General features: G+C 38.3%; 15 protein-coding genes. 13 read left to right on the top strand and 2 right to left on the bottom strand.

Annotated elements, in window-relative coordinates:
* The first annotated feature begins 47 nt into the window (after positions 1-47).
* The 5 genes from G521_RS17860 to G521_RS0112480 all read left to right on the top strand — a co-directional run bounded on the left by G521_RS17860 (position 48) and on the right by G521_RS0112480 (position 4,418).
* Positions 48-1,028: a hypothetical protein gene (locus G521_RS17860; RefSeq protein WP_051189736.1), complete on the top strand. Its 981-nt coding sequence runs from the start codon at positions 48-50 to the stop codon at positions 1,026-1,028.
* A 50-nt stretch (positions 1,029-1,078) separates the two neighbouring features.
* Entirely contained in the window at positions 1,079-1,255 is a 177-nt protein-coding gene (locus tag G521_RS0112495) for a hypothetical protein (RefSeq protein ID WP_026898837.1), read from the top strand.
* A 697-nt stretch (positions 1,256-1,952) separates the two neighbouring features.
* A complete protein-coding gene (locus tag G521_RS0112490) occupies positions 1,953-2,453 on the top strand; it encodes a hypothetical protein (protein WP_026898836.1) in 501 nt (166 codons plus the stop codon).
* 116 nt (positions 2,454-2,569) lie between these two features.
* Positions 2,570-3,634, top strand: a complete 1,065-nt coding sequence (locus G521_RS0112485; RefSeq protein WP_026898835.1) for a DUF932 domain-containing protein — start codon at positions 2,570-2,572, stop codon at positions 3,632-3,634.
* Positions 3,635-3,947: 313 nt separating this feature from the next.
* Positions 3,948-4,418, top strand: a complete 471-nt coding sequence (locus tag G521_RS0112480; RefSeq protein WP_026898834.1) for a JAB domain-containing protein — start codon at positions 3,948-3,950, stop codon at positions 4,416-4,418.
* Positions 4,419-4,835: 417 nt separating this feature from the next.
* Here G521_RS0112480 and G521_RS0112470 read toward each other — a convergent pair whose 3' ends face one another.
* The gene (locus G521_RS0112470) at positions 4,836-5,726 is read right to left on the bottom strand and encodes a winged helix-turn-helix domain-containing protein (RefSeq protein ID WP_026898832.1); all 891 of its coding nucleotides are present in this window, start codon (positions 5,724-5,726) and stop codon (positions 4,836-4,838) included.
* A 277-nt stretch (positions 5,727-6,003) separates the two neighbouring features.
* On the opposite strand from G521_RS0112470, the gene G521_RS0112455 reads away from it, so the two are divergent.
* Positions 6,004-7,107, top strand: coding sequence for a WD40/YVTN/BNR-like repeat-containing protein (locus G521_RS0112455; RefSeq protein WP_036679260.1), 1,104 nt, complete (start codon positions 6,004-6,006; stop codon positions 7,105-7,107).
* Positions 7,108-7,217: 110 nt separating this feature from the next.
* Positions 7,218-8,333, top strand: a complete 1,116-nt coding sequence (locus G521_RS17180; protein ID WP_051189735.1) for a WD40/YVTN/BNR-like repeat-containing protein — start codon at positions 7,218-7,220, stop codon at positions 8,331-8,333.
* A 473-nt stretch (positions 8,334-8,806) separates the two neighbouring features.
* On the opposite strand, the gene G521_RS0112445 is transcribed toward G521_RS17180, so the two are convergent.
* A complete protein-coding gene (locus G521_RS0112445) occupies positions 8,807-12,181 on the bottom strand; it encodes a choice-of-anchor tandem repeat GloVer-containing protein (protein WP_026898830.1) in 3,375 nt (1,124 codons plus the stop codon).
* A 674-nt stretch (positions 12,182-12,855) separates the two neighbouring features.
* Between G521_RS0112445 and G521_RS18060 the strand changes: the two genes are divergently transcribed.
* The 6 genes from G521_RS18060 to G521_RS0112410 all read left to right on the top strand — a co-directional run bounded on the left by G521_RS18060 (position 12,856) and on the right by G521_RS0112410 (position 20,791).
* Positions 12,856-15,471, top strand: coding sequence for a tetratricopeptide repeat-containing sensor histidine kinase (locus G521_RS18060; protein ID WP_081675078.1), 2,616 nt, complete (start codon positions 12,856-12,858; stop codon positions 15,469-15,471).
* Between the two features lie 249 nt (positions 15,472-15,720).
* The gene (locus tag G521_RS18160; protein WP_155975792.1) at positions 15,721-15,882 is read left to right on the top strand and encodes a tyrosine-type recombinase/integrase; all 162 of its coding nucleotides are present in this window, start codon (positions 15,721-15,723) and stop codon (positions 15,880-15,882) included.
* Positions 15,883-17,463: 1,581 nt separating this feature from the next.
* Complete coding sequence (locus tag G521_RS18155; RefSeq protein ID WP_155975791.1) at positions 17,464-17,652, top strand: hypothetical protein; 189 nt, start codon at positions 17,464-17,466, stop codon at positions 17,650-17,652.
* A 218-nt stretch (positions 17,653-17,870) separates the two neighbouring features.
* The gene (gene rsgA, locus G521_RS0112420) at positions 17,871-18,935 is read left to right on the top strand and encodes a ribosome small subunit-dependent GTPase A (protein ID WP_026898826.1); all 1,065 of its coding nucleotides are present in this window, start codon (positions 17,871-17,873) and stop codon (positions 18,933-18,935) included.
* 88 nt (positions 18,936-19,023) lie between these two features.
* On the top strand, positions 19,024-19,695 hold the full coding sequence (locus G521_RS0112415) for a DUF998 domain-containing protein (protein WP_026898825.1): 672 nt from the start codon (positions 19,024-19,026) through the stop codon (positions 19,693-19,695).
* Between the two features lie 184 nt (positions 19,696-19,879).
* Positions 19,880-20,791, top strand: a complete 912-nt coding sequence (locus tag G521_RS0112410; protein ID WP_026898824.1) for a DUF2268 domain-containing putative Zn-dependent protease — start codon at positions 19,880-19,882, stop codon at positions 20,789-20,791.
* Positions 20,792-20,898: the final 107 nt, after the last annotated feature.

The following is a 20,898-nucleotide window of genomic DNA, read 5'->3' as shown; positions in this document are numbered from 1 at the left end:
ATTCAACAGCATTTAATATTATAACTAGCTAATAATTTTTATCGACTATGAACCTAAATAATTTAGAAAACCTGAAAGGGGAAATGAAAACTCTGGGCTTCAAGAATAAGCTTATTGAGGAAATGGAAAAAAACATGGGAAAAAATATTCCTGAATTTCAGCTTCAAAATCAGCTTCCTGCTGGTAAAGCATCAACGGATTTTACACTGCATTTTAAAAAATCGGGACAGTCAGACTTTTACTATTTTAATAAATATGAAGTTTCGTTAAACAATGGAAAGTCCCTTGAGGAAGGACAGAAGTACATGGTCATCTCACCCGGAGAAAAAGATAAACCCATATTCCGTAATTTTGAGAATCCAAATAAAGCTATTGCATATTTTAAAGAACAAACAGCAAGCAGCGAACTGGCTTTGGGTAAAGATCCGGGTAATAAAACCATTCTTGCCACTATGGAGAATGGCAAAGTGAACTTTGTCAGTAAAGAATTTAATAAAACCTTTTACACTCCCCCTGTCAGCCAGATTTTTTATGTAGAAAAAGGTAAAGGCTTTACTGCTGAGCAAGCAGCGAATCTAATACAGGGTCGTTCAGTATATCGTGATGACTTACTAAATGTTGGCGGGATACCTTATAAAGCCTGGATCAAACTCGATTTTGATAAGCCAAAAGACCGCCATCAGAATTTTACTACCAACCAATATCACGATCCTTCTTATGGATTCGACTTGAAAAAGGTATTGGATAAATTCGATATTAAAGAGCTTTCTGATCCTGCAAAAAGAGAAAAGCTGGAAGACGCATTAAAAAACGGAAACCGTCCTTTGATTACCACCCAAAAAAATGGACAGGAAATCAAGTTGATGATTGAAGCTGTTCCTCGCTATAGCCAGATCAATTTATTCACCGAAAGCGGGAAACCAGAAAAAAGGGAGCAGTTTTTAAAAGAACCGGTATTAAATAATAAAATATCTACTGGCAAAGGAAAGAGCAAGGAAGAAGCAGAAATCCAGAGTTTGAAAATATAATTTCAGAAAATCACGTTAAATCAATTAATTCAATTCGAAAAAAATACATTATGGAAAAATTCACAAAAATAAAAGAGCAGATCGCTTCGATAGAAAAAGATGCCGAATTATTTTACAACAAAGACAACAAAGCTGCCGGTACACGTCTCCGTAAAGCGATGCAGGAATTAAAAGGACTGGCACAAGAGATTCGAACGGAAGTGACAGAGAAGAAAAATGTTCAATAAAAATTTATAAACTATTGAAAGGCCCGGTCGAAAAAACCGGGCCTTTTTTGTTGATTTATTTTTATTTTAATTACATCAGCGGGTCCAATCGCTTCATTCGTACCTCTTTCACCACCTTCCCCGCATTGAAGGAAGAATGGCTCTTGTACCTCCGTCTCACTTCCTGCTGTTTATAAGGTTGAGGTTTTCCCAATGTTTCGGAAAGTCTGATATAGCTTTCAGATTCTAATTCAGCAGGTCCGTCCGCTTCATTCGTACCTCATTTCAGCAGCTTCCCTGCATTAATGGAAGAATGGCTCCGTGCCTCCTCCACACTTCCTGATATTTATAAGAAGTATGTCGTCTAATATCTTTAAACTTTCTTAACCGTTTTCAATACCCTACCATAGGCTTTTTGGCAAAGCAAATTTCTGAACGCCATGCCTGTCTGCAAGGCCGGGCCCCTACGGGTTTTTGAAAAAAAATCTTCCTATTCCGCTACGCTCCAAAGCGTATTTTTTTCCAAAAAGCCTTGCATCCAATCATGGCTATTTCAGGTGAGCTGCTTAACAAAAAGCCAAAGGAGGCTTCAGCCGACGGCAGTTAGCAAATCAGGCAAATTCATTTGAAAGGAAACCATGAAAGGCAGAGACCCACCGAAGATAGGAAAGAACACACTTAGGATAAATATTTAAACCCTTCATTAAATTTCAAAATCATGAAAACTTTAGAAAATCAAAGCAAGACCGCAGAGAACAAAATCCAAACGAATGCAATCTCATTAAATTCATCTATAAGTAACGGTGCCAAAAATGGTAAGGTAGAAACTGAAAAAAAGGATCCTGAATCATCGTCAAAAGCATTAGAACAGGGAAAATCCCAGGAAGAAGATAAAACCGAAATCAGGTTTGAAAAGCCTGCGCTAAATCTGGAAAGCACGTTAAAACTGGTAGTGGAATTACACCGCCGAAAAATCCAAAGGGACAAGCTTTTAGAAACTATTGAAACCTTAGAAGCTTTTGAAGTAGCACAAAAGGAAGATGCTGAAGAAACAGACAGCAACCATTTTCAGGGCTGTGTTTTAACTATTGAGGACGATACCCGCAGAAAGTTCACAACTAAAAACCCTGTGATCATATTTTCAGTAGCTCAGTATGTAAACAGTATGTGCATCAACAGACTTGCAGAAATCGAGGCGGGAATTACAATTCCTGCATAATCCTTAATCGCCGCTATCCATTTGGGAAGCGGCGTTTATTTCATTGACCTAACAATGGAAAGAGAAAATTCCAATCAGAATTAACAGATTTTTAAATCCTTATATCTACGAAAACCATGGCACACAATCTTAATTATAACCAGCAGACAGACAAGTACAGCTTTTTTAGCGTCAAAGAAAAAGCATGGCATAGTCTCGGGCAGATCATCAGCGATTACCCGACCAGCGCAGAAGCGATTCAATTCGCAGGGCTAAATTATACGGTGGAAAAAAGAGCTCTGTTCACCTTTGACAACGATAATCAAAATGGGAAATCAGATTTAATAATCCCTGAAATTGAAGTCCCCGAGCATTATGCAACCATTCGAACCGACACAGAACAGGTTTTGGGGGTTGTCGGAAAAGATTATCAGGTGGTACAGAACATCGATGCTTTTTCTTTTTTTGATAGCATTGTAGGAAACAAGAATGGTATTCTTTACGAAACCGCAGGGGCATTGGGTAAAGGAGAACGCATTTTTATTACAGCTAAACTTCCTGATTATATCAGGGTCGGAAAAGATGATTTAATTGAACAATATTTATTTTTGACAACCTCCCATGATAGTTACGGCAGTATAACCGCAGCATTTACACCGGTTCGCATTGTTTGCGCCAATACTTTAAATGCCGCTTTGAAAAATCATAGCAATTGCATTAAGATAAAGCATACGGCAAGCGCACAGGACAGGTTAAACCAGGCCCATAAATTATTGGGCATCACAAATCAGCTAGCTGCTGAACTTGAAGAAGTGCTTAACCATTGGTCAACTATTCGCGTTACTGATCTTGATGTTAAACGTTTGGTACAAATCGCAATGGCACCCAATAAAGAGGTTTTGCAAAAACTGCAAAATGACCATAAGGATGAATTATCAACCGCTTATAATAATGTGGTTAGCAGCGTAATGGAATACGCCTTTTCAAGTCCGACTCAACAAGAAGCCACCACCAAAGGAACTTTGTTTGGCGCTTATAATGCCGTGACGGGCTATTTTCAGAATGTGCGGAATTACAAGGACGATGAAAGCAAATTCAAATCCATCATGTACGGTACAGGTTTGCAGCGTTCACAAACCGCCTTTGACATTTGCGATCGGTTTTCCAGGCATGGCATTGGTGCATTAAATTACCTTTTTTAAAGCAAGGGCGCAAGCCCTTAGCTTTTGAAAGGACAAGCCACCATTGGATTCATTTGCCGGGCTTTTAAGTGTTTGTAAACTTTTGATAAGTGATTCAAATAACTCTTCAATGAATCATTTATTCGATCAAAAAAAATTTATTCAAATATTAATCATACCACAATTTAGGCTTTGGGCTGCAACAGCGTCCAAAAAATTCCGGCATAAACGCTCCTGCCCTTTCTCTGACCCATTTATTCCGTTGCTTTTTAGACTTGATTGCCCAAAACCTGATTGAGCGCCATAATTAATTCATTCATTTAATCAGCTAATTATGGAAAAGCAACAAAATCAGATCTCCCTGTTCCAGGTATCAGAAATCAATGTGGTTTACAAACCGAAATTCAAAGCTTCCGAAAGACCGGCTATCACCAGTTCTAAAAATGTTTATGAAATCCTTATTCAAAGTTGGGATATGAATAAAATAGAACTCCTTGAACAGTTTAAGATCCTCCTGTTAAACAGGGCTAATAAAGTACTTGGAATTTTTGAAGTATCCTCCGGCGGTATATCTGGCACAACTGCAGATCCCAAATTAATTTTTGGGATTGCTCTAAAAACCTGCGCAAGCGGTATTATAATATCACACAATCATCCTTCAGGACAATTAAAACCTAGTGATGCAGATCTTAGAATCACCAGAAAAATTAAAGAAGGAGGAAATTTTTTAGATATCAGTGTTCTGGATCATGTGATCATTACCTCTACGGGATATTTTTCATTTGCTGATGAAGGGCTAATTTAGCCCTTTTTTCAAATTTAAGTAATCGATGAACCAACTAGCCATGCGAGTCTTTAGACAAGATTTTAAAAATTCTAACTTTTGATCACACAACAATATTTACAAAAATTCTATTTCGTTATTTTCAATATTAATTATAAGTAAAGTTGATCAAATAAAAAGATGCAATTTTCTTTAAGACAGTCAAAAATTGGTTCGATATTACATTAATCGGGAACACATAACCGCTGTTATTAATCATAGAGGCGATTTTAGTTTTTAGAGAATTTTCAACGTGGCTTATCGCTTGAAAAACGTCGTTTTTGGTTCGAGCTGGAAAGAATAATTCTTTCATTGATACAACATTAGTAGTTCACGATAGAGTTTTACAAATGCCAAATTGAATTTAAATAAGATCAGTTAGGAGCGGGAAGATTATTCTTAAGAGTTAATTTCAAGCTTATATCCTTTGCCGCGTATAACAACAATTTTGATATTCGCATCAAATTCCAGTTTTTTTCTAAGTTTTGATATAAACATATCCAAACTACGCCCCACAATAATCCCATCATCTTCCCATATCTCTTTTTGCAGCCTACTTCTCTCTATAATCTCGTTTGGAGACAACGCGAAAATGAGCAATACACGGGTTTCAGTTCCGGTCAGGTCTACTGTTTTTCCATTTACTATGAGCTTCCGATTCTTCGCATCAAACAATACCGAGCCCAAAGTGAACATACTAGTTTTCTGACCGACAGGCAAAGCTCTTCGCGGCTTAACAGATCTCAAAAAAATTAAACCAACAAATGCTAAAAATGAAAGGCCACTAAAAATATATCCGTTTCTGGTTGCATTTATGCCCGATGGTTTAAATTTAACGTCAATTATGTAACATGCTGTAGGTTGCTTCCTTCCTATACAGGCTACAATATCATCTTTTCTATTTTTTGATATAGCATACCCATAGGCTATGGTGGAGTTGCTACAATTTAAAACATTAACAACATAATCATGTGTGAGCGGATCTTTGGCTAACAAACGCTGAGTAGTATTTACCAGAGAGTCTGGTTGAAAAGTAAGATCATTCTCAAACCTGATCTGGTATTCATTTTCTGCGACCTTTTTTACCGGGAGTACTCTTGATATACTGTCGCCAGACTGTAACAGCAGTTCATGTCCGATCCTTCGGAGCAAAACTTCTCTTCTGGCGATATCAAATTCGTCATTGCCCGTCATACTGAAAGCCACGCAGATTACAGAGATAAGCATCAGTAGTACTAATGCGAATAAGTAATTACGTTTCCCGGAGATGAGATTTTGGCTAACATGCATGATGTCAAGATTTTATTTACAAAGTTTACATTTTTATTTACAATCCAGATCTCTCAAACCGAAAAATATCAAAGTAGATTCGCTGAATCAATTTTAACAGGATATGAAACCATCAAGATTTTGCCGAAACCCGCACGGTATGAATATTAAAATCATGATCGCTTCATCACCATTAAAAAGCAAAAAATAGACAGATGAAAAATAAAGGAAACGTTTTTACTACTTCTCTTTTCTGTTTCAAAATTTTGTCAGCAATTGTTCATTTAAATTTAAAAAAATGAAAAGATCATTTGTGTTTGTTCCGGCCATCCTTCTGGTATTATTTCTACTAAATTCTTTTTTTGTATTAAAAGGAAACGAAGCTAAAAAGAAACCAATAAAAGAGGGTAAATCATCAAGGCTTGTCCCCACCATTTTTAAATCTATTGATGGCGGACAAACATGGCAGGACATTAGCAAAGGGCTGCCTGAAAAATTGCTGAGAGAAGGTGTGCAGAGCGATGGATTCTTTGCAAATGACAGTGGGCTCTATTTACGTGCGGGAAATGGGATATATCACAGTGAACTAAATTCCACAACTCCTTTTTGGACAAAAGAGATTTTCCCTGGTAAACAGCTTAGCATTGTACCTGGCAGGAAGGGAATATTTGCATATAATTTCAGGGGCCAATTTTTACAAAAAATAAACGGAACAGGTCAATGGTTGCCCATGTACACAAATTTTCAAGAGCAGGCCATACGCCTTAACGGAACGGTGGATTGGATGTACACGAAGTTTCACGAAAAGCAAGTATCCAGCGTTTTTGAAACTGCCGGAGGCACCGTTTTTATCGGCTCCAACAACGCCCTTTATAAATCCACCAACAGTGGAAAAACCTGGAAATATGTGCCTGTTGGAGGCTGGGTAATGAAACTGGTAGAGTCCAATGGTGTACTCTTGGCTGCCAGCTCACAAGGAATATTAAGATCGACTAATGATGGTGAAAACTGGGACCGTGTGATTAGTGAAGGAAGTGTTGGCATTGCTGTAGAACATATCGCCGGAGGATTTGCTGTTATAGCCTACAATACAAAAACCCAATCCAACAGAATACACATTTCATTGGATAATGGAAAAACCTGGGATGCCGTAGATAAAGGACTTCAGCTTTCTTCTAATAATTCATTCATTAAGCAAATAGGCTTACTTCAGCCTTCAATGTATATTACATCAATCAAACAAGTGGGCAAATATTTAATATGTGGTCGCCCAGATGGTATATTCCGGTCATCTGATATGGGCAAAACGTGGAAACAGTTACTTCCTTCCGTAGAAAATAGGGGCTTCCAGTTATCTGTATCAGGCAACGTGATTTTTGCCATACCCAATAGAGGATGTTGAAAGACGTTTAAGGACTTTAAAGGTTATGAGATTCCTAAATAATGTGTATTGCCTGACCTGCTACTTTCGGCTACTTTACTAATCAATATGTTTTACTTTAAATTTAAAAAATGAAAAGATCATTTGTGTTTGTTCCTGCCATCCTCCTGGTATTATTTCTACTAAATTCTTTTGGACTAAAAGAAAAGGAAGCGGAGGAGAAAATGACCGAAACTTCTAAATCATTTACAGGTGTGACGCTTCATGATAAGTCGTTGATAAATCCATCCGCAAAAGTCCCTGTTGCCAAAGTAAACATCATTCTTAAATCTACTGATGGCGGACAAACATGGCAAGACATTAGCGAAGGACTGCCTGCAATTGAACAGGGTGTAAATTTTTATGCAGGAGAATCAGATCTCTATTTGAATGCAAAAAATGTAATGTATCACAGTAAGAGTAATCTTAAAACTCCTGTTTGGGAAAATGAGAATGTTCCTGATCTAAAAAGTGCGTCCTCCAGGCCCTCCACTTCTATTGCAATCAATCTCTCCGGCGTCATTGCCTACAACTTTGAAGGACAAATTTATCAAAAGACACCCGCTGCAAAAACCTGGCTGCCGATACATACAAATTTCAAAAAACATTCGATGCGAACTATCTTTGAAACATCTGATGGAACGGTATTCCTTGGTTACGACCACGGTCTTTACAAATCTACCAACAAAGGAAAAAACTGGAAACAAGTACAAAGAGGCTTGGTTATGAATTTGGTGGAGACAGAAGGAGTTCTCATTGCGACAGGTGGAAACGGTATCATGCGTTCGACAGATAATGGTGAGCACTGGCAATGGGTAATCAGCGAGGGAGGCGTGGGAATAGCTATTGAACGTATCGAAGGTGGATTTGCTGCGATAACCTATAACACAGGAACCAAATCCAGAAGGCTACGCATTTCATTGGATAGTGGAAAAACCTGGCAAGCCATTGACCAAGGACTTCGGCCTTCTATGTCCATTTCATCGATCAAACAAATAGGCAAATATTTAATGGTTGGTCATCCGGATGGCATATTCCGGTCATCCGACATGGGTAAAACTTGGAAAAGTGTTCTTCCCAATGTTGATAAAGTTGATAAAAAAGAGTTTCAATTTGTAAGAACATGGAATAGTGAACCTGAAAATGTATTTAGAATATATGTTTCCGGTAATGTATTTTATGCTGTGGCGGGGAGTGCCGGATGCTGATAATTATCAACAAGAAAAAAAATCTAACACGCCCGTTCAACCTACTCATCCCTGCGGGAAATGCTGAATAGTGAATTTCAAACTCAACACGTTTATTTAGATAGTGTGAACAAAAAATTGAAAGCGTGATTTATTATTTCCCTTTCTTTCACTTTGTATATATGCGATCGGTTTGATAATATAGAAGTTGGTTTTTAAATCAATAAAGCGGCAATTTTCTTCAAATCAGTCAAAAATCGGTTCGATATTACATTAATTGGGAGTACTTATCAAAGCAAAGGGGTTTATGGAAACATAGCCCCTTTTTTGGACGATACCTATAAGGATCACTTGAACCTAGCATTGATATTTTACATACGCCAGGGCGCAATCTAAAACTCTCGTTTTCGTGGGAAACAATCGAACTCACAAACATATCTAACAGCTTGTGAGAAGTTGAAGCCATTGGGCAAAAAAACATGGCAGCAATAAATCTATTCAATCATAATGATTTTGAAATTTTTTACGGTACCTGAAGTCACAAGCCGTAAAAAATATATTCCCGGAGAGAAGCCCGAGCCGTCAAATGCAAATTTTTGAGTTTGATTAGCTTCGCCTTTTCCTACATAGATGCGCTGAATAAGTGCTCCCTTCAAGTCATTTAAATCCAAAACAACTCTATCTTCCGGTGCCGGCAATGTAAAGCCAACCGTTGTATTTTTCCCGAATGGATTGGGGTAAGCAAACAAGTTAATGCTAGCTGAATTAACCGTAATCAAAAAAGTTTGCGGCAGACTCTGGTCGGCCCCCCCTAAGGCGGAACCTCCGCTATCATTTAATATAACAGTTACTTTGGCAATTCCGCAAATGTTTAATGCGGCAGCAAAAGTCAGGGTTCCATCCGGAGATACGGCCGGCTGCTCTGAGAACAGTTGACTATTGTTATTGCTAACTAAAAAATGCACTGTCTGATCTTTTTCATCCCCGGCCCCGGGAGAAATATCCTTTGCCCAGGCGTTTATTACCTGGCGCCGTGACTCCTCGAATATGGTGACATCCGGTCCTTTTGTAAACGATGGAGGTGAATTGACTTCGTTCACGGTGATCAGAATTCTCTCTTCATCCGTGCATTCACCATCCGAGACCATCACTATCAGACAATATTCTCCCGGTCCCTGAAACTCATCAGGAGTCCAGATAAATGCACCACTTTCCGGATTTATGGTTGCTCCCTCCGGGAAATTCGTTCCTTTTACCTTAACCAGAGAGTATCTTAGAGGTGTAGCAGGCAGATCAGAATCTGTGGCAATTGCTGTAAAATTTAGAGTCGTACCTTCGTTTACACTCTTCGCCCCTATAGTAGCCAGGACGGGGTGGGCCGCTGTTTCCAGCACTCCAATCTCAATCTCTTCTTCATCCGTGGAACTGCCATCAGAAACGATAACTTTTACCCGGTAAGTTCCAGGGCCCTGTGCTTCTGTTGGCGTCCATGAAAAAAGCCCGGTCTTAGCGTTGATGGTTGCTCCTTCAGGATAAGTACGGTTTGCTGCGTTTGCCAGCCGGAAACTGAGTGAATCAGCCGGATCATCTTTATCACTGGCTGTTGCAACAAACTTCAACCTCTGCAACTCGTTGACTGTTTTATTACCGATGCCGGAGAGAATTGGCGGAGTATTTACCGGGGCATCGCTTACTTCCAGGAATCCCGACCCATACAACGGTACAGCCCCATTTTTGCCGTTAAAGTCTTTGAGTTTGGTATAACGGCGGGATGAAGGATCATAAGAAAAGATAACTCCAAATCCGCAGCTCCCTCCACCGCTTGTGAGTCCATACAGTTTCCCGTTCTTTGACTGCATCAGGTTTCCATACGGATAAGAACCATCGGTTGAATTTAAATTATATACTACCCGATAAGATTTTTCCACTGATGGCGTGACTGAAAAGATCACACCCAGATCATAGTTCTGTCTTATACTTGTCATGCCATACATTTTCCCGTCGGCTCCCATAATTAAGCTTCCCTTCGGCTCGCAACAGACGCGATTATAAATAAGGCTGAAAGCAGAGGATTTAGGATCGAAGGAAAAAATAGTGCTTTGGGATGTCAGGCCATAAAGTATTCCATCGCTTGCCTCTAGCAGACTACCAAAAGGGCTGGTTCCCTCGGAATTTACGAAAGTGTGCAAATTTCTGAACGTTGAGTCTTTAGGATCATAGGAGAAAATCCCCGCAGAAAACCCGGGCGATAGCCAATAGAGTTTTCCGTCAGCAGCACGAATGAGACTACCGTAGGAACCTGAGCCTTCCCAACCTGAGCCATCCCGATAAGTAAACTCTTTCAGCTTTTTATAAGTTGATGTAGCGAGATTGAACGAAAATATCACTCCACGGCCACTTCCTCCGGTGTGTGTCGATCCATATAAAACATCCGTACCACTCAGCAGTAGGCCGCCTTGCGGGTGAGTGCCGTCAGCATAGTCGAAATCCTTGAGCTTTTTAAATGTTGAAGTGGCAAGATCGTATGAAAAAATAGTTCCATAGCCCTTCCTCCCTCCATAAGTGGTCATTCCATACAATTTTTTATCGGCCCCTAATGTCAAAGGTCCTGTCGGACTACTGCCGGACGCATTTGTACCAATTGCAGTTTCGTTAGAATAAATGCCGGAGGATATATTGAATGAAAAAAAATGTCTATTATATCCATCTTCACTTATTCCATATAATTTTCCGCCCGGTCCTTCGGCAAGCCCTCCAGAGGGGTTTCTACCAATCACATCATTAAAATCTAACTCCACCTTGTATTCCGAGGAAGAGGGGTCATAGGAAAATATTGTCCCGTTGTCATATTGTACTTCCCCAAGTCCGAGCGTTGTACCATAAATTTTCCCGTTGCTGGCGAGTGTTAATCCATTATGCACGTAATCCCGGTAATGAAATCCTTTCAATGTATTGAAAGCCCCAGAGGCCGGGTCTAATGAAAATAATGTACCTCCAAAACCAACCTCATCAATAATCTTCAATCCGTACAACTTTCCGTCCTTAGCCAATAACATACTTCCACTGCCCGTACTTCCAAAGTAATCTTCAAATATTTTCACAAAAGAAAGATGCCTCGTAGTAATGTTAAAGACAAAAATGGCTAATCCGTCTTGGGTGATTTGGTCGCTTCGTATCATCCCATATAATTGGCCATCGGGAGTTTCAACCAGCCCTCCATCCGGATATTTACCATTTGTGCCGTTAAACTCTAAGAAACTGGAATATGCACCGGAACGGGGATCATAGGAAAATAGTACCCCGAAGTTGTCTTTCCCACCTCTTGATGTCACTCCGTATAGCTTCCCATCTGAAGCTTCGATCAGCGATCCCCGTCCATTTACATAACTGCCGTCGGCACCCTGAAAATCTTTCAGCTTTGAATAAACGGAAGTTGCAGGATCAAATGAATAAATAACTCCATTGTTACCTGCCCCGCCGCTTCTCGTTACGCCATACATTTTCCCGTCACCCGCTAACACCATGCCCCCGGCGGGATTACTTCCATTTAACGCGTCAAAATTATGGAGGTTTACAATGGCCTTCGAAACAGGGTCGAAAGAAAAAATAATTCCCATATCTTCCCGGCGACCGTATCCAGTACCATAGAATTTTCCATCGGGTGCTAAAACAAGATGGTCAATTATTGATAACTCTTTTGGATCATAGTCAAATGATTTAAGGACGCTTAACGAATTGGTCTGGGTAACAAATTTATTGAGCGTACCACCACCAAAATTACCGCCAGAAGTGGTGGTTGTGTAAAGCGTTTGCGCCTTTACTGCAAAAAAACCCGCAGCTAAGTACATCAGAAGTAATATCTTTTTCATAAGCTCGATTTTATGAATGGAAATAGTACAAAGACTGAAAGAGGTATAATATTGGGAAATTACACGAGATACGAAAGATGGAGTAGAAATCGCGTGATCATTGGATTTTGATACGTATCGAAAGCCGAATTAAACTCTAATGAATTTACTGATAATCTTAATAGAAAGCAATAACCTTATTCTAATCAAAATCAAAAGAATCCCCTGGTTTTCATCAATTGAGGATGTAGTAATATTTTAAGGGCAAAGCGCTTTTAATCCTATAAAATATTAATTGCGAACAGGGGTTAAATTAGTTTAGGGACTGAGGTTTTAAAGGACAGTTTCATATCCATTGAAGATATTGCATTTACAGGAGAATCAAGAGAAAGTATATTGATTGTATAGAAGACTGATTTGGTTATTTTTTTGCATCTAACTGGCTGTTAATCTCGTACATAAAACCGCCCGTTTCATTGAATTTTTTGTTTTAATCAATCAAAACTCAATTTTTGGCTAAAGATCGAACCAATACAGATTCGAATAAAAGCTTCCAAAACTTAATATAAACGCTCGATTAGACCTAGAACTTCTCCCCAGTTAAACTCGCGGTGAAAAAATCTGTTCTCCGTTTTGCTCTGATTTTAAATACAATTTCTTAAATTAATTGTATCATTCCGGATCATTATTGGCACATGAAAAGAACGCTGATCATCCTCACGCTATTATTTTTGCCGGCGGCCCTGCTCGCACAAAAGAAAGAGCAGTCCAGAGCCGATTCCCTGCGACAGGCACTCTATACAGCTAAGCAAGATACTACCAAGATTAAGATTCTTAATACCTTAGCTTCTGAAATGCTTAAAAGCGGCAAACCTGACAGCGCCCTCCTACTGTCTTCTTCTGCCCTTACCCTTTCCCAAAAAATAAATTTCACACAGGGCGAAGCCGACGCTTATTTCTCTGTAGCGCAGGCTTATGCAGGCATAGCTAAAGCAAATGATGCGTTATCAAACTACATGTCCGCCCAGAAACTCTATGAGCAAATGAAACGGCACGAGCAGTTGGCTGAAACTTATTATGCACTGGGTTTGCTGCTACAGCGAACTAACTATGATGAAGCACTTGGTTATTTTAAAAAGGGATTACAGGCAGTTCAGCAAACCGGCAATAAAAATCTGACGGGTAAAATCGCCTATATTACCGCAGTTGTACTGATTCGGAAAAGTGAATACACTCAGGCTGCCCTCTACAAGGATCTGGCTATAAAATATTACACAGAATCAGGAAATGAAACAGGTCTTGCCAATTGCTATGTAGTGAGCGCCCGTCTCAATAATCAAAAAGGGAATGTTCAGCAATCTGTAAAAGATAATTATTCGGCCCTGCGTCTTTTCGAAAAAACTGGCAATAAAGTGGGAATATATAATGTTCATACCGGCCTTGGCTTAATGTATGAAAATCAGAAAAACTGGAAAGAGTCATTAAATAGTTATCTCCTGGCAAAAAAAGCTGCTGAAGAACAGGATAATAAAATTGTACTTGCAGGTGCCTGGAATAACCTGGGAAATGCATACCGGGAATTGGGAAAGATTAATGAATCTTTAAATGCATTTGAAGAAGCGCTGAGGCTTTCTGAAATTACAAATGATACCAAAGGGATAGCTAATGCCCGGGGAAATTTAGGAACTATTTATAGCTTAATGGGCAAACCAAATGAGGCTTTGAAAAGCTTTGAGGAAGCAAGGAAACGATTTGAAGCAATAGGTTCAAAAGAGTCTGTAGCCATATCATACCTTGAAAGCGGAAGTGTTTATTTCGACATGAAAAACATGGATGAAAGCAAAAAGTCATTGGATAAGGCATTACTTATTGCCAAGCAGGTTGGATACAAAGAAATAATAAGCAAATCGTATAAGCTGCTTTCACAAATTGATACAGCCACAGGTAATTACGCTTCGGCATTTATGAATTATCAGCAATTTATAAACTATCGTGACAGTATGGTAAATGCAGAATCGGCAAAACAGCTACTTGAACAGCGGATGCAGTATGCATTTTCGAAGAAAGAGGATTCCTTAAGGCTAGAACAGGCACTCCTAGCCGAACAACTCGATAAACAAACTCTTCTTACAAAAAAACAGCAGCAGGATCTGAAGCTTAAACAGGCAGCGCTTGAACTAACTGAGCGGGAAAAAGATGTGCAGATGCTTACCTTTTTAAAGGCAAGGGCAGAATTGCAGCTCAGTAACGAGCAAAAAGAAAAAAGGCTGACACTGGCAGAGCAGGAAAAAGTTTTGCAGAAGTCGAAGCTTGAGAAACAAACATTAATCTCGAAGCAAAAGGAACAGGCGCTTTTGTTAAAAGATAAAGAATTAACGGTCCAGCGGTCTCAGCGAAACATTTACCTCATCGGGGCAATTGCATTTCTGTTGCTTTCCTTCTTTATACTTCGCAACAACCGCCAACAGCAAAAAGCCAACGCCGAGCTTCAAAAGCAAAAGAGTGAAACTGAGCGAGCCCTTAACGAGTTGAAAAATACCCAAACCCAACTGATACAACGCGAAAAAATGGCCTCATTGGGCGAACTCACTTCCGGCATTGCTCACGAAATACAAAATCCATTGAACTTTGTCAATAATTTCGCAAGTCTTAATCAAGAGCTGGTATCAGAAATGAAAGAAGAACTGGTTAATGGCAAGTATGAAGAAGCCAGAACTATTGCACAGGATATTGAAGATAACGGAGAAAAAATTGTCAAACATGGACAAAGGGCGGCGGCTATTATAAAAAGTATGCTGGAACACAGTCAGGGAGCTACGGGAGAAAAACAACCTACAGACATTAACAAGTTGGCTGACGAATATATGTGGCTGGCCTATCATGGTCTGCGGGCAAGAGACAAAAATTTTAGTGCAGCAATAAGAACCCATTTAAGTAATGATGTCGGAACAGTTAAGGTGGTGCCTCAGGAAATTGGAAGAGTTTTTCTTAACCTTTATAACAATGCGTTTTATGCCGTCAGCCAGAAAAAGAAAAAACTGGGTCAATCGTTTGATCCGGAAGTGATTATGAATACCAAAAGAGTGAACGGTCATGTGGAAATCCACGTTAGAGATAATGGAACAGGCATTCCTCAAAAGTCGCTGAATAAGATCTTTCAGCCTTTCTTTACTACCAAACCTGCCGGCGAAGGCACAGGCCTGGGATTGTCGCTGAGCTATGACATAATTACCAAAGGCCACGGCGGAGACATTGCAGTTGATACAAAAGAAGGAGAATACTCGGAGTTTATCATTCAACTGCCGGCATAGCGCTAAAAAACAAATGAGCCGGTACTTAGTAAAACCAGACAGCCAAAAACTTCATATAATGCATTTATATATGTTTAATTCAGAACATCGCAAACAGCCACAAATATTCTATTTCATTGTTTTATATATCACTCTTTTACCCTCCGGATTAGCAATTGCGAATTAATACGGCTTAATAATTTCGCAATTGTATAGCATACCTTAGAAAACTGAGTAAAAAAGATTTCATTAGCCCTTCATGTATTTCTGATGCCCTACTATTCTTACTTTATCCTCATCCAGATACATATATCCCATGTCATAACAAAACCAGCCTGCAATAAGGCAGGTTACAAGCAAAAAGCGACACTGCACTGGTTAAGGCATTCCTTTGCCACCCATTTACTGGAAGCCGGAACAGACATCCGTTAAATTCAGCAACTGCTTGGGCACAGCAATACCAAGATTACAGAAATTTATACCTATGTGAGCACAAAACACATCAGCCAAATAAAAAGTCCGCTGGATAGTTTAAACATTTGAAATAATCTGTATGTTGGCTCCACTTATAGTATATATATATGCAATAGACAGCGTATATCTACTAGTTGGCTGTAATTTTACAGAGACCTCACAAACGATAAAATCATATTTTCAAATGGGCTGTTTCAAAAAATATTTTCAAAAAAAATAAAAATATGCAAAAAGTAGAACACTCGAACAAAACGGACAAACAGTTAAAATTTACCTCTAGTTTATATTACGGACTTTTGATTTTATCTGTTGTGTTGCCAATTATTCTGACAATATCTGGTTACTTTTTGACTGGAAAGATATATTTCAAAAATATTATCCCCTTTGTTGTTATCATGATATTTCTTTTGCTCTCAAAGAAAAAATTTAATAACAATAAGGACAAAACGATATAAAATACAAGTTAAAACCTCGGTGATTGTACACTGTGGAAAGGACAAAGAAGTTAAGTCAGTTTTTTTAAAATTTCAGAAAGATTCTTCAAAAGAGGCTAATTAGAAACTTTAATAAGGCTACTCAGAATTTGACAATAGCAATTTAGCATTTTTAAATTAATGGTTTAGGCACAGTTGAAGACTTTGACGAAAGATATATACTTTAAAAAAATTGGACGAAGTTTTAGGTTGGATCAGGTTCAGACAAACCGTCGGAGAAAGAATTGGAAGTATTACGATGGAAGTAGGCTGTATGGTAATGGTTTTTGAAGTTAATAAAAAGTAGTGGTGGAAAACTTGAAAGACACTGAATTTAGCAGCTATTTAAGGATATTGAAACTGGACGCAAAATAAAAACTACTGCCAACATATTATTGCCAATATTGTGGGCTGACGGAAGTACCTGTTCATTTGTTTTTCAAGTTTACTTTAAGTACTTGTACTCTGCTGACATTTTTCAAATCCCACAACATCGGCAATAATCGTACGTTGGCAATTATTGTATGACGACACAGTTAATCATATTACTACTGACAATTTCAATTAGTTTTATTGCGTGTGACAGCAAGAAAGTGGAGAAGACTGCTGACACATCAAAACATAAAATCACAACTGATAACTTATTTCCAGAAAATAGTATTGGAGTTGCTTACTTAGACACTGCTATTGGCGACTCGTATTCATTGACAATAAGATTTCCTAATTCAAATCTTTCCGACAGCTTATCAAATCGTGACACATCAAATTACACCAAAGACAGCAATATTAACCTGCCTCTACAGACAATAATTCTTTTTGACGAGAGAGGACAACTAATAACGCTGAGTAATATATCAAACTGCATTTCCAAGTTTTGGTGCGAAAATGACGGTGGCATCCAATACGAGCTTCTTACAATCTAACCATAAACAAAAAGGATTTTGCACTAATTCCAAAAGTACAAGACAAAAAACGACTTGATAACATATCTTGTTTTGCAGTAATAAACTATAATCCATATCAGTTCAAAAGTTTTTATACAGAAGAGGAAAATGAAAATGTGGTTATGCGTGGACGACTTTCAAACGATTATAGTGGCTACGAAGAAGGCATAAAAGACAGCGTTTACAAGTATTACGACAGAAACGCACAAATTATTTTAGACGAAGGCGACTCAGGAATGACCGACTACTGTATAACACTTCAAGTATTTAACAACAGACAAGGATTTGAATTGGGCTGTTGCGGACCTTGACAATAAAACAGAATGAAAGAGAAAACAACAGGTTCTAACACGGGTTTGGCAAAAGTGGCGGTTCAGTGCTCCCAGACACACTTGTGGTTAATTAAAGTTTGGTTCTCCTCATCAACATTTGTGGTGAAAAAGGCCAGCTTCGCCAAGCGCCAAAACGTTAGCGGTCAGGCTAAAAGATGACCGTGAGTATCCAATAAACTAATCAATTCTATATTGAAATGACATTAGAAGATTTAGGATATAATGATAAACTAGAAAATTTAAGGAATGAGAATAACCTTAAAGGGTTTGAAATTGGAAGAGTTATATCGGAACATAAAGAAAGATATATTGTAAAGACTGAAAAAGGAGAATTTGAAGCCGAGATAACAGGAGATTTACGATTTTCATCAAAAAGTCGTGAAGATTTTCCAGCCGTGGGCGATTGGGTTGCAATAACAATTCATGATTCAACTTTTTCAATTATTCACAGCATATTACCGAGATTTTCTGTTATTTCCAGAAAGGCCGTTGGTAAATTCGGAGAGATACAAATAATAGCAACAAATATTGATTATGCGTTATTGGTGCAGGCCGCTGATAGGGATTTTAATATTAATAGATTGGAAAGATATCTGACAATTTGCAATTCATCAAAGGTTAGCCCCATTATAGTGCTCACTAAGATCGATTTAATTGATGAACCTCTGACAGTTGAAATATTGGAGAAAATAAAAGCCAGAATTAATAATGTTCCAATTATTGCCATAAGTAACGAATCGCAAGAAGGGTACGACCAACTAAAAGCGATCATTGAAAAAGGCAAAACTTATTGTATGCTGGGGTCTTCAGGTGTTGGTAAATCCACGCTGTTAAATAATCTTTCCCGCAAAGCTGTAATGCGAACAGATACAATTAGCCAGAGTACCAATAAAGGGAAACACGTAACCAGTCACAGGGAATTAATTATCCTTGATAATGGCGGAATATTAATCGATAATCCGGGAATGAGAGACGTAGGTATTGCCGATTCAACAAGCGGATTAGAAATTACATTTGATAAGATTACCAGGCTTGCTCAGCATTGTAAGTTCAAAGATTGTACGCATACCAATGAGGAAGGTTGTGCTATAATTGAAGCCGTTGTAAAGGAAGAAATAGACCGTGGTTCTTACGAAAATTACCTAAAACTGGAAAGAGAGAAATCTCATTTTGAATCTTCGTTGGTTGAAAGACGAAAAAAAGAAAAGGCATTCGGGAAAATGGTAAAGAATTACAAAAAGAACATTAATAAGAAAAAATGATGTTCTGACAGAGAAGCCCAAACCGGAAACATGCGTTTGTTGTTACTTTACTACCCATCAATGGAGTTTTTGCTAAAAGTATTTTCAAATGAATACAGTAAATGCTCATCAGAAAACCGTAATTTTTTTATTGATTTGTGGAATTGCAGGTGCTTTACTTTATCCCCTTACGGACATTATTGCCGGTAATCTTTACAAGGGCTACAGCTTTAACGAGCAAACGGTGAGTGAATTGTTTGCAATAGGCGCCCCAACCAGTCAATTAGTGGTAATACTTTTTACCATTTCCAGCTTATTTTTTCTGGCTTTCGCTTCAGGCATTTGGTTACTATCCGGTGGTAAGCGTATGCTTAAGGAATTAGCTATAATGATAGTTGGAAATGCGATAAACAGCCTGCTCTTATGGAACTTCTTCCCCATGCACATGCGTGGAATTCCACCAACATTTACCGACACGATGCATGGAATTCTGGCAATAAACCCTTTCGTCCTGGTTAGTCTTATATTGGGCGCTATTTATTTTAAAAACTGGTTTCGTTATTATTCCATAGTGACCATTTTATTGCTGATAATAATGGTTGTATTCGCAGTTCCAAAGGCTTTATTGGTTTATGAAAACAGTCCGACACCTGGCCTTGGAATTATGGAACGAGCCTCGCAATACGGGCATCAATTATGGCATGCTATACTTGCCATTGTGTTGCTTAAAAAACGCGTTGATTTTGACACGACAATTAATGACGAAAGGAAATGGCACTAAAGATAATGCCCGATCCACTAACCTTGTATTGGCAATAGTGGAGATTACAGTTTTAAATTCAACATTTTTGTTTCAATTTTTCTATTGCAGGCACATCAGGAATCTCTTCTGGTTAGCGCTAATTTTTTAACATCGACACTGTAACATTTTAAGTACTTTAAGGTCATACATAAAATAAAAAATTATGAAAATAACTATTAAAATCGCTTTGCTAATAGCTATGTTAACTATAAAATTGACAACGGCCTTTGGACAAACGAACACAGATAAAATAGTTTTTTTAACTGACGTCTATACAACTTTCATAAACAAAGTAAAAACGGATAATAAGAATTCAGATAGTATTTATAAAGAACACATACAAACCACAATATTCGAAAAGCACTTTCAAAAAAGTGAATATGCTTTCATTGTTAAGGACTTTTTTGCTACGCCAATAAAAAACACTTCTGAACTAGCAAAATCAATCGACAGAATTAACTTAAACCAAGAAGTTATAAAATCTAAAATAATTGGAGCATTAAAAAAGAGCAGACAAAATATTGATAATGACAGCTTGACCATTTACATAATACCTGTGAGTCCTGAGAATAAAAGTATTATAAAATCAATGACGGGAATAATGGGTTTGACTGCTGGATCGAAACAAATCATTTTGACAATTGAACCCGATATATTGGGCTGGGAAAATATGCTTGAATATGCTGTTGCTCACGAATTTAATCACGCCTATTGGACAAATGTGAACTTCGGGAAATCAGAAAAATGGACATTACTTGACTACTTGGTATTTGAAGGAAGAGGCGACTATTTTGCCCACTTACTTTACCCAAATGTAGTGGCTCCTTGGACGATAGCATTGAGTGATAATCAAAATAAGGATTTATGGAATAAAATTAAGCCGAAATTGCAAAGTGAAGACATAGGTTATCAAATGGAGATAATGTTCGGTTCAGAAAAATACCCTGTTTGGGGTGGCTATTCGTTAGGTTACGACATTGTTCTAAAAGCATTGACAAATAACAAAAAATTAAAATCAAACACCTGGTCAAACCTTAGTTCAGACAAAATCTTAGAGCTGAGTAAATACGAATAAAAACTAACTCTAAAAGCACCTCAACTTAATTTGGGCAGTGAAGGGAAAAATAACGAATTGGCCAATTAAGAATACTACTTAAATTTGCAGAAGAATTAATTGTATCT

Source organism: Daejeonella oryzae DSM 19973, from assembly GCF_000422945.1.
GTDB classification, from domain to species: Bacteria; Bacteroidota; Bacteroidia; order Sphingobacteriales; family Sphingobacteriaceae; genus Daejeonella; species Daejeonella oryzae.
The sequence above is the reverse complement of the archived record's forward strand: the minus strand, read 5'-3'. Positions and strand labels throughout refer to the sequence as shown.

Coding starts and splice junctions, on each gene's coding strand:
- G521_RS17860 (WP_051189736.1), top strand. CDS start 48: ATGAACCTAAATAATTTAGAAAACCTGAAAGGGGAAATGAAAACTCTG.
- G521_RS0112485 (WP_026898835.1), top strand. CDS start 2,570: ATGGCACACAATCTTAATTATAACCAGCAGACAGACAAGTACAGCTTT.
- G521_RS18155 (WP_155975791.1), top strand. CDS start 17,464: ATGCGTGGACGACTTTCAAACGATTATAGTGGCTACGAAGAAGGCATA.
- G521_RS0112495 (WP_026898837.1), top strand. CDS start 1,079: ATGGAAAAATTCACAAAAATAAAAGAGCAGATCGCTTCGATAGAAAAA.
- G521_RS0112480 (WP_026898834.1), top strand. CDS start 3,948: ATGGAAAAGCAACAAAATCAGATCTCCCTGTTCCAGGTATCAGAAATC.
- G521_RS0112445 (WP_026898830.1), bottom strand. CDS start 12,181: ATGAAAAAGATATTACTTCTGATGTACTTAGCTGCGGGTTTTTTTGCA.
- G521_RS0112415 (WP_026898825.1), top strand. CDS start 19,024: ATGAATACAGTAAATGCTCATCAGAAAACCGTAATTTTTTTATTGATT.
- G521_RS18160 (WP_155975792.1), top strand. CDS start 15,721: ATGCCCTACTATTCTTACTTTATCCTCATCCAGATACATATATCCCAT.
- G521_RS17180 (WP_051189735.1), top strand. CDS start 7,218: ATGAAAAGATCATTTGTGTTTGTTCCTGCCATCCTCCTGGTATTATTT.
- G521_RS18060 (WP_081675078.1), top strand. CDS start 12,856: ATGAAAAGAACGCTGATCATCCTCACGCTATTATTTTTGCCGGCGGCC.
- G521_RS0112470 (WP_026898832.1), bottom strand. CDS start 5,726: ATGCATGTTAGCCAAAATCTCATCTCCGGGAAACGTAATTACTTATTC.
- G521_RS0112490 (WP_026898836.1), top strand. CDS start 1,953: ATGAAAACTTTAGAAAATCAAAGCAAGACCGCAGAGAACAAAATCCAA.
- G521_RS0112455 (WP_036679260.1), top strand. CDS start 6,004: ATGAAAAGATCATTTGTGTTTGTTCCGGCCATCCTTCTGGTATTATTT.
- G521_RS0112410 (WP_026898824.1), top strand. CDS start 19,880: ATGAAAATAACTATTAAAATCGCTTTGCTAATAGCTATGTTAACTATA.
- rsgA (WP_026898826.1), top strand. CDS start 17,871: ATGACATTAGAAGATTTAGGATATAATGATAAACTAGAAAATTTAAGG.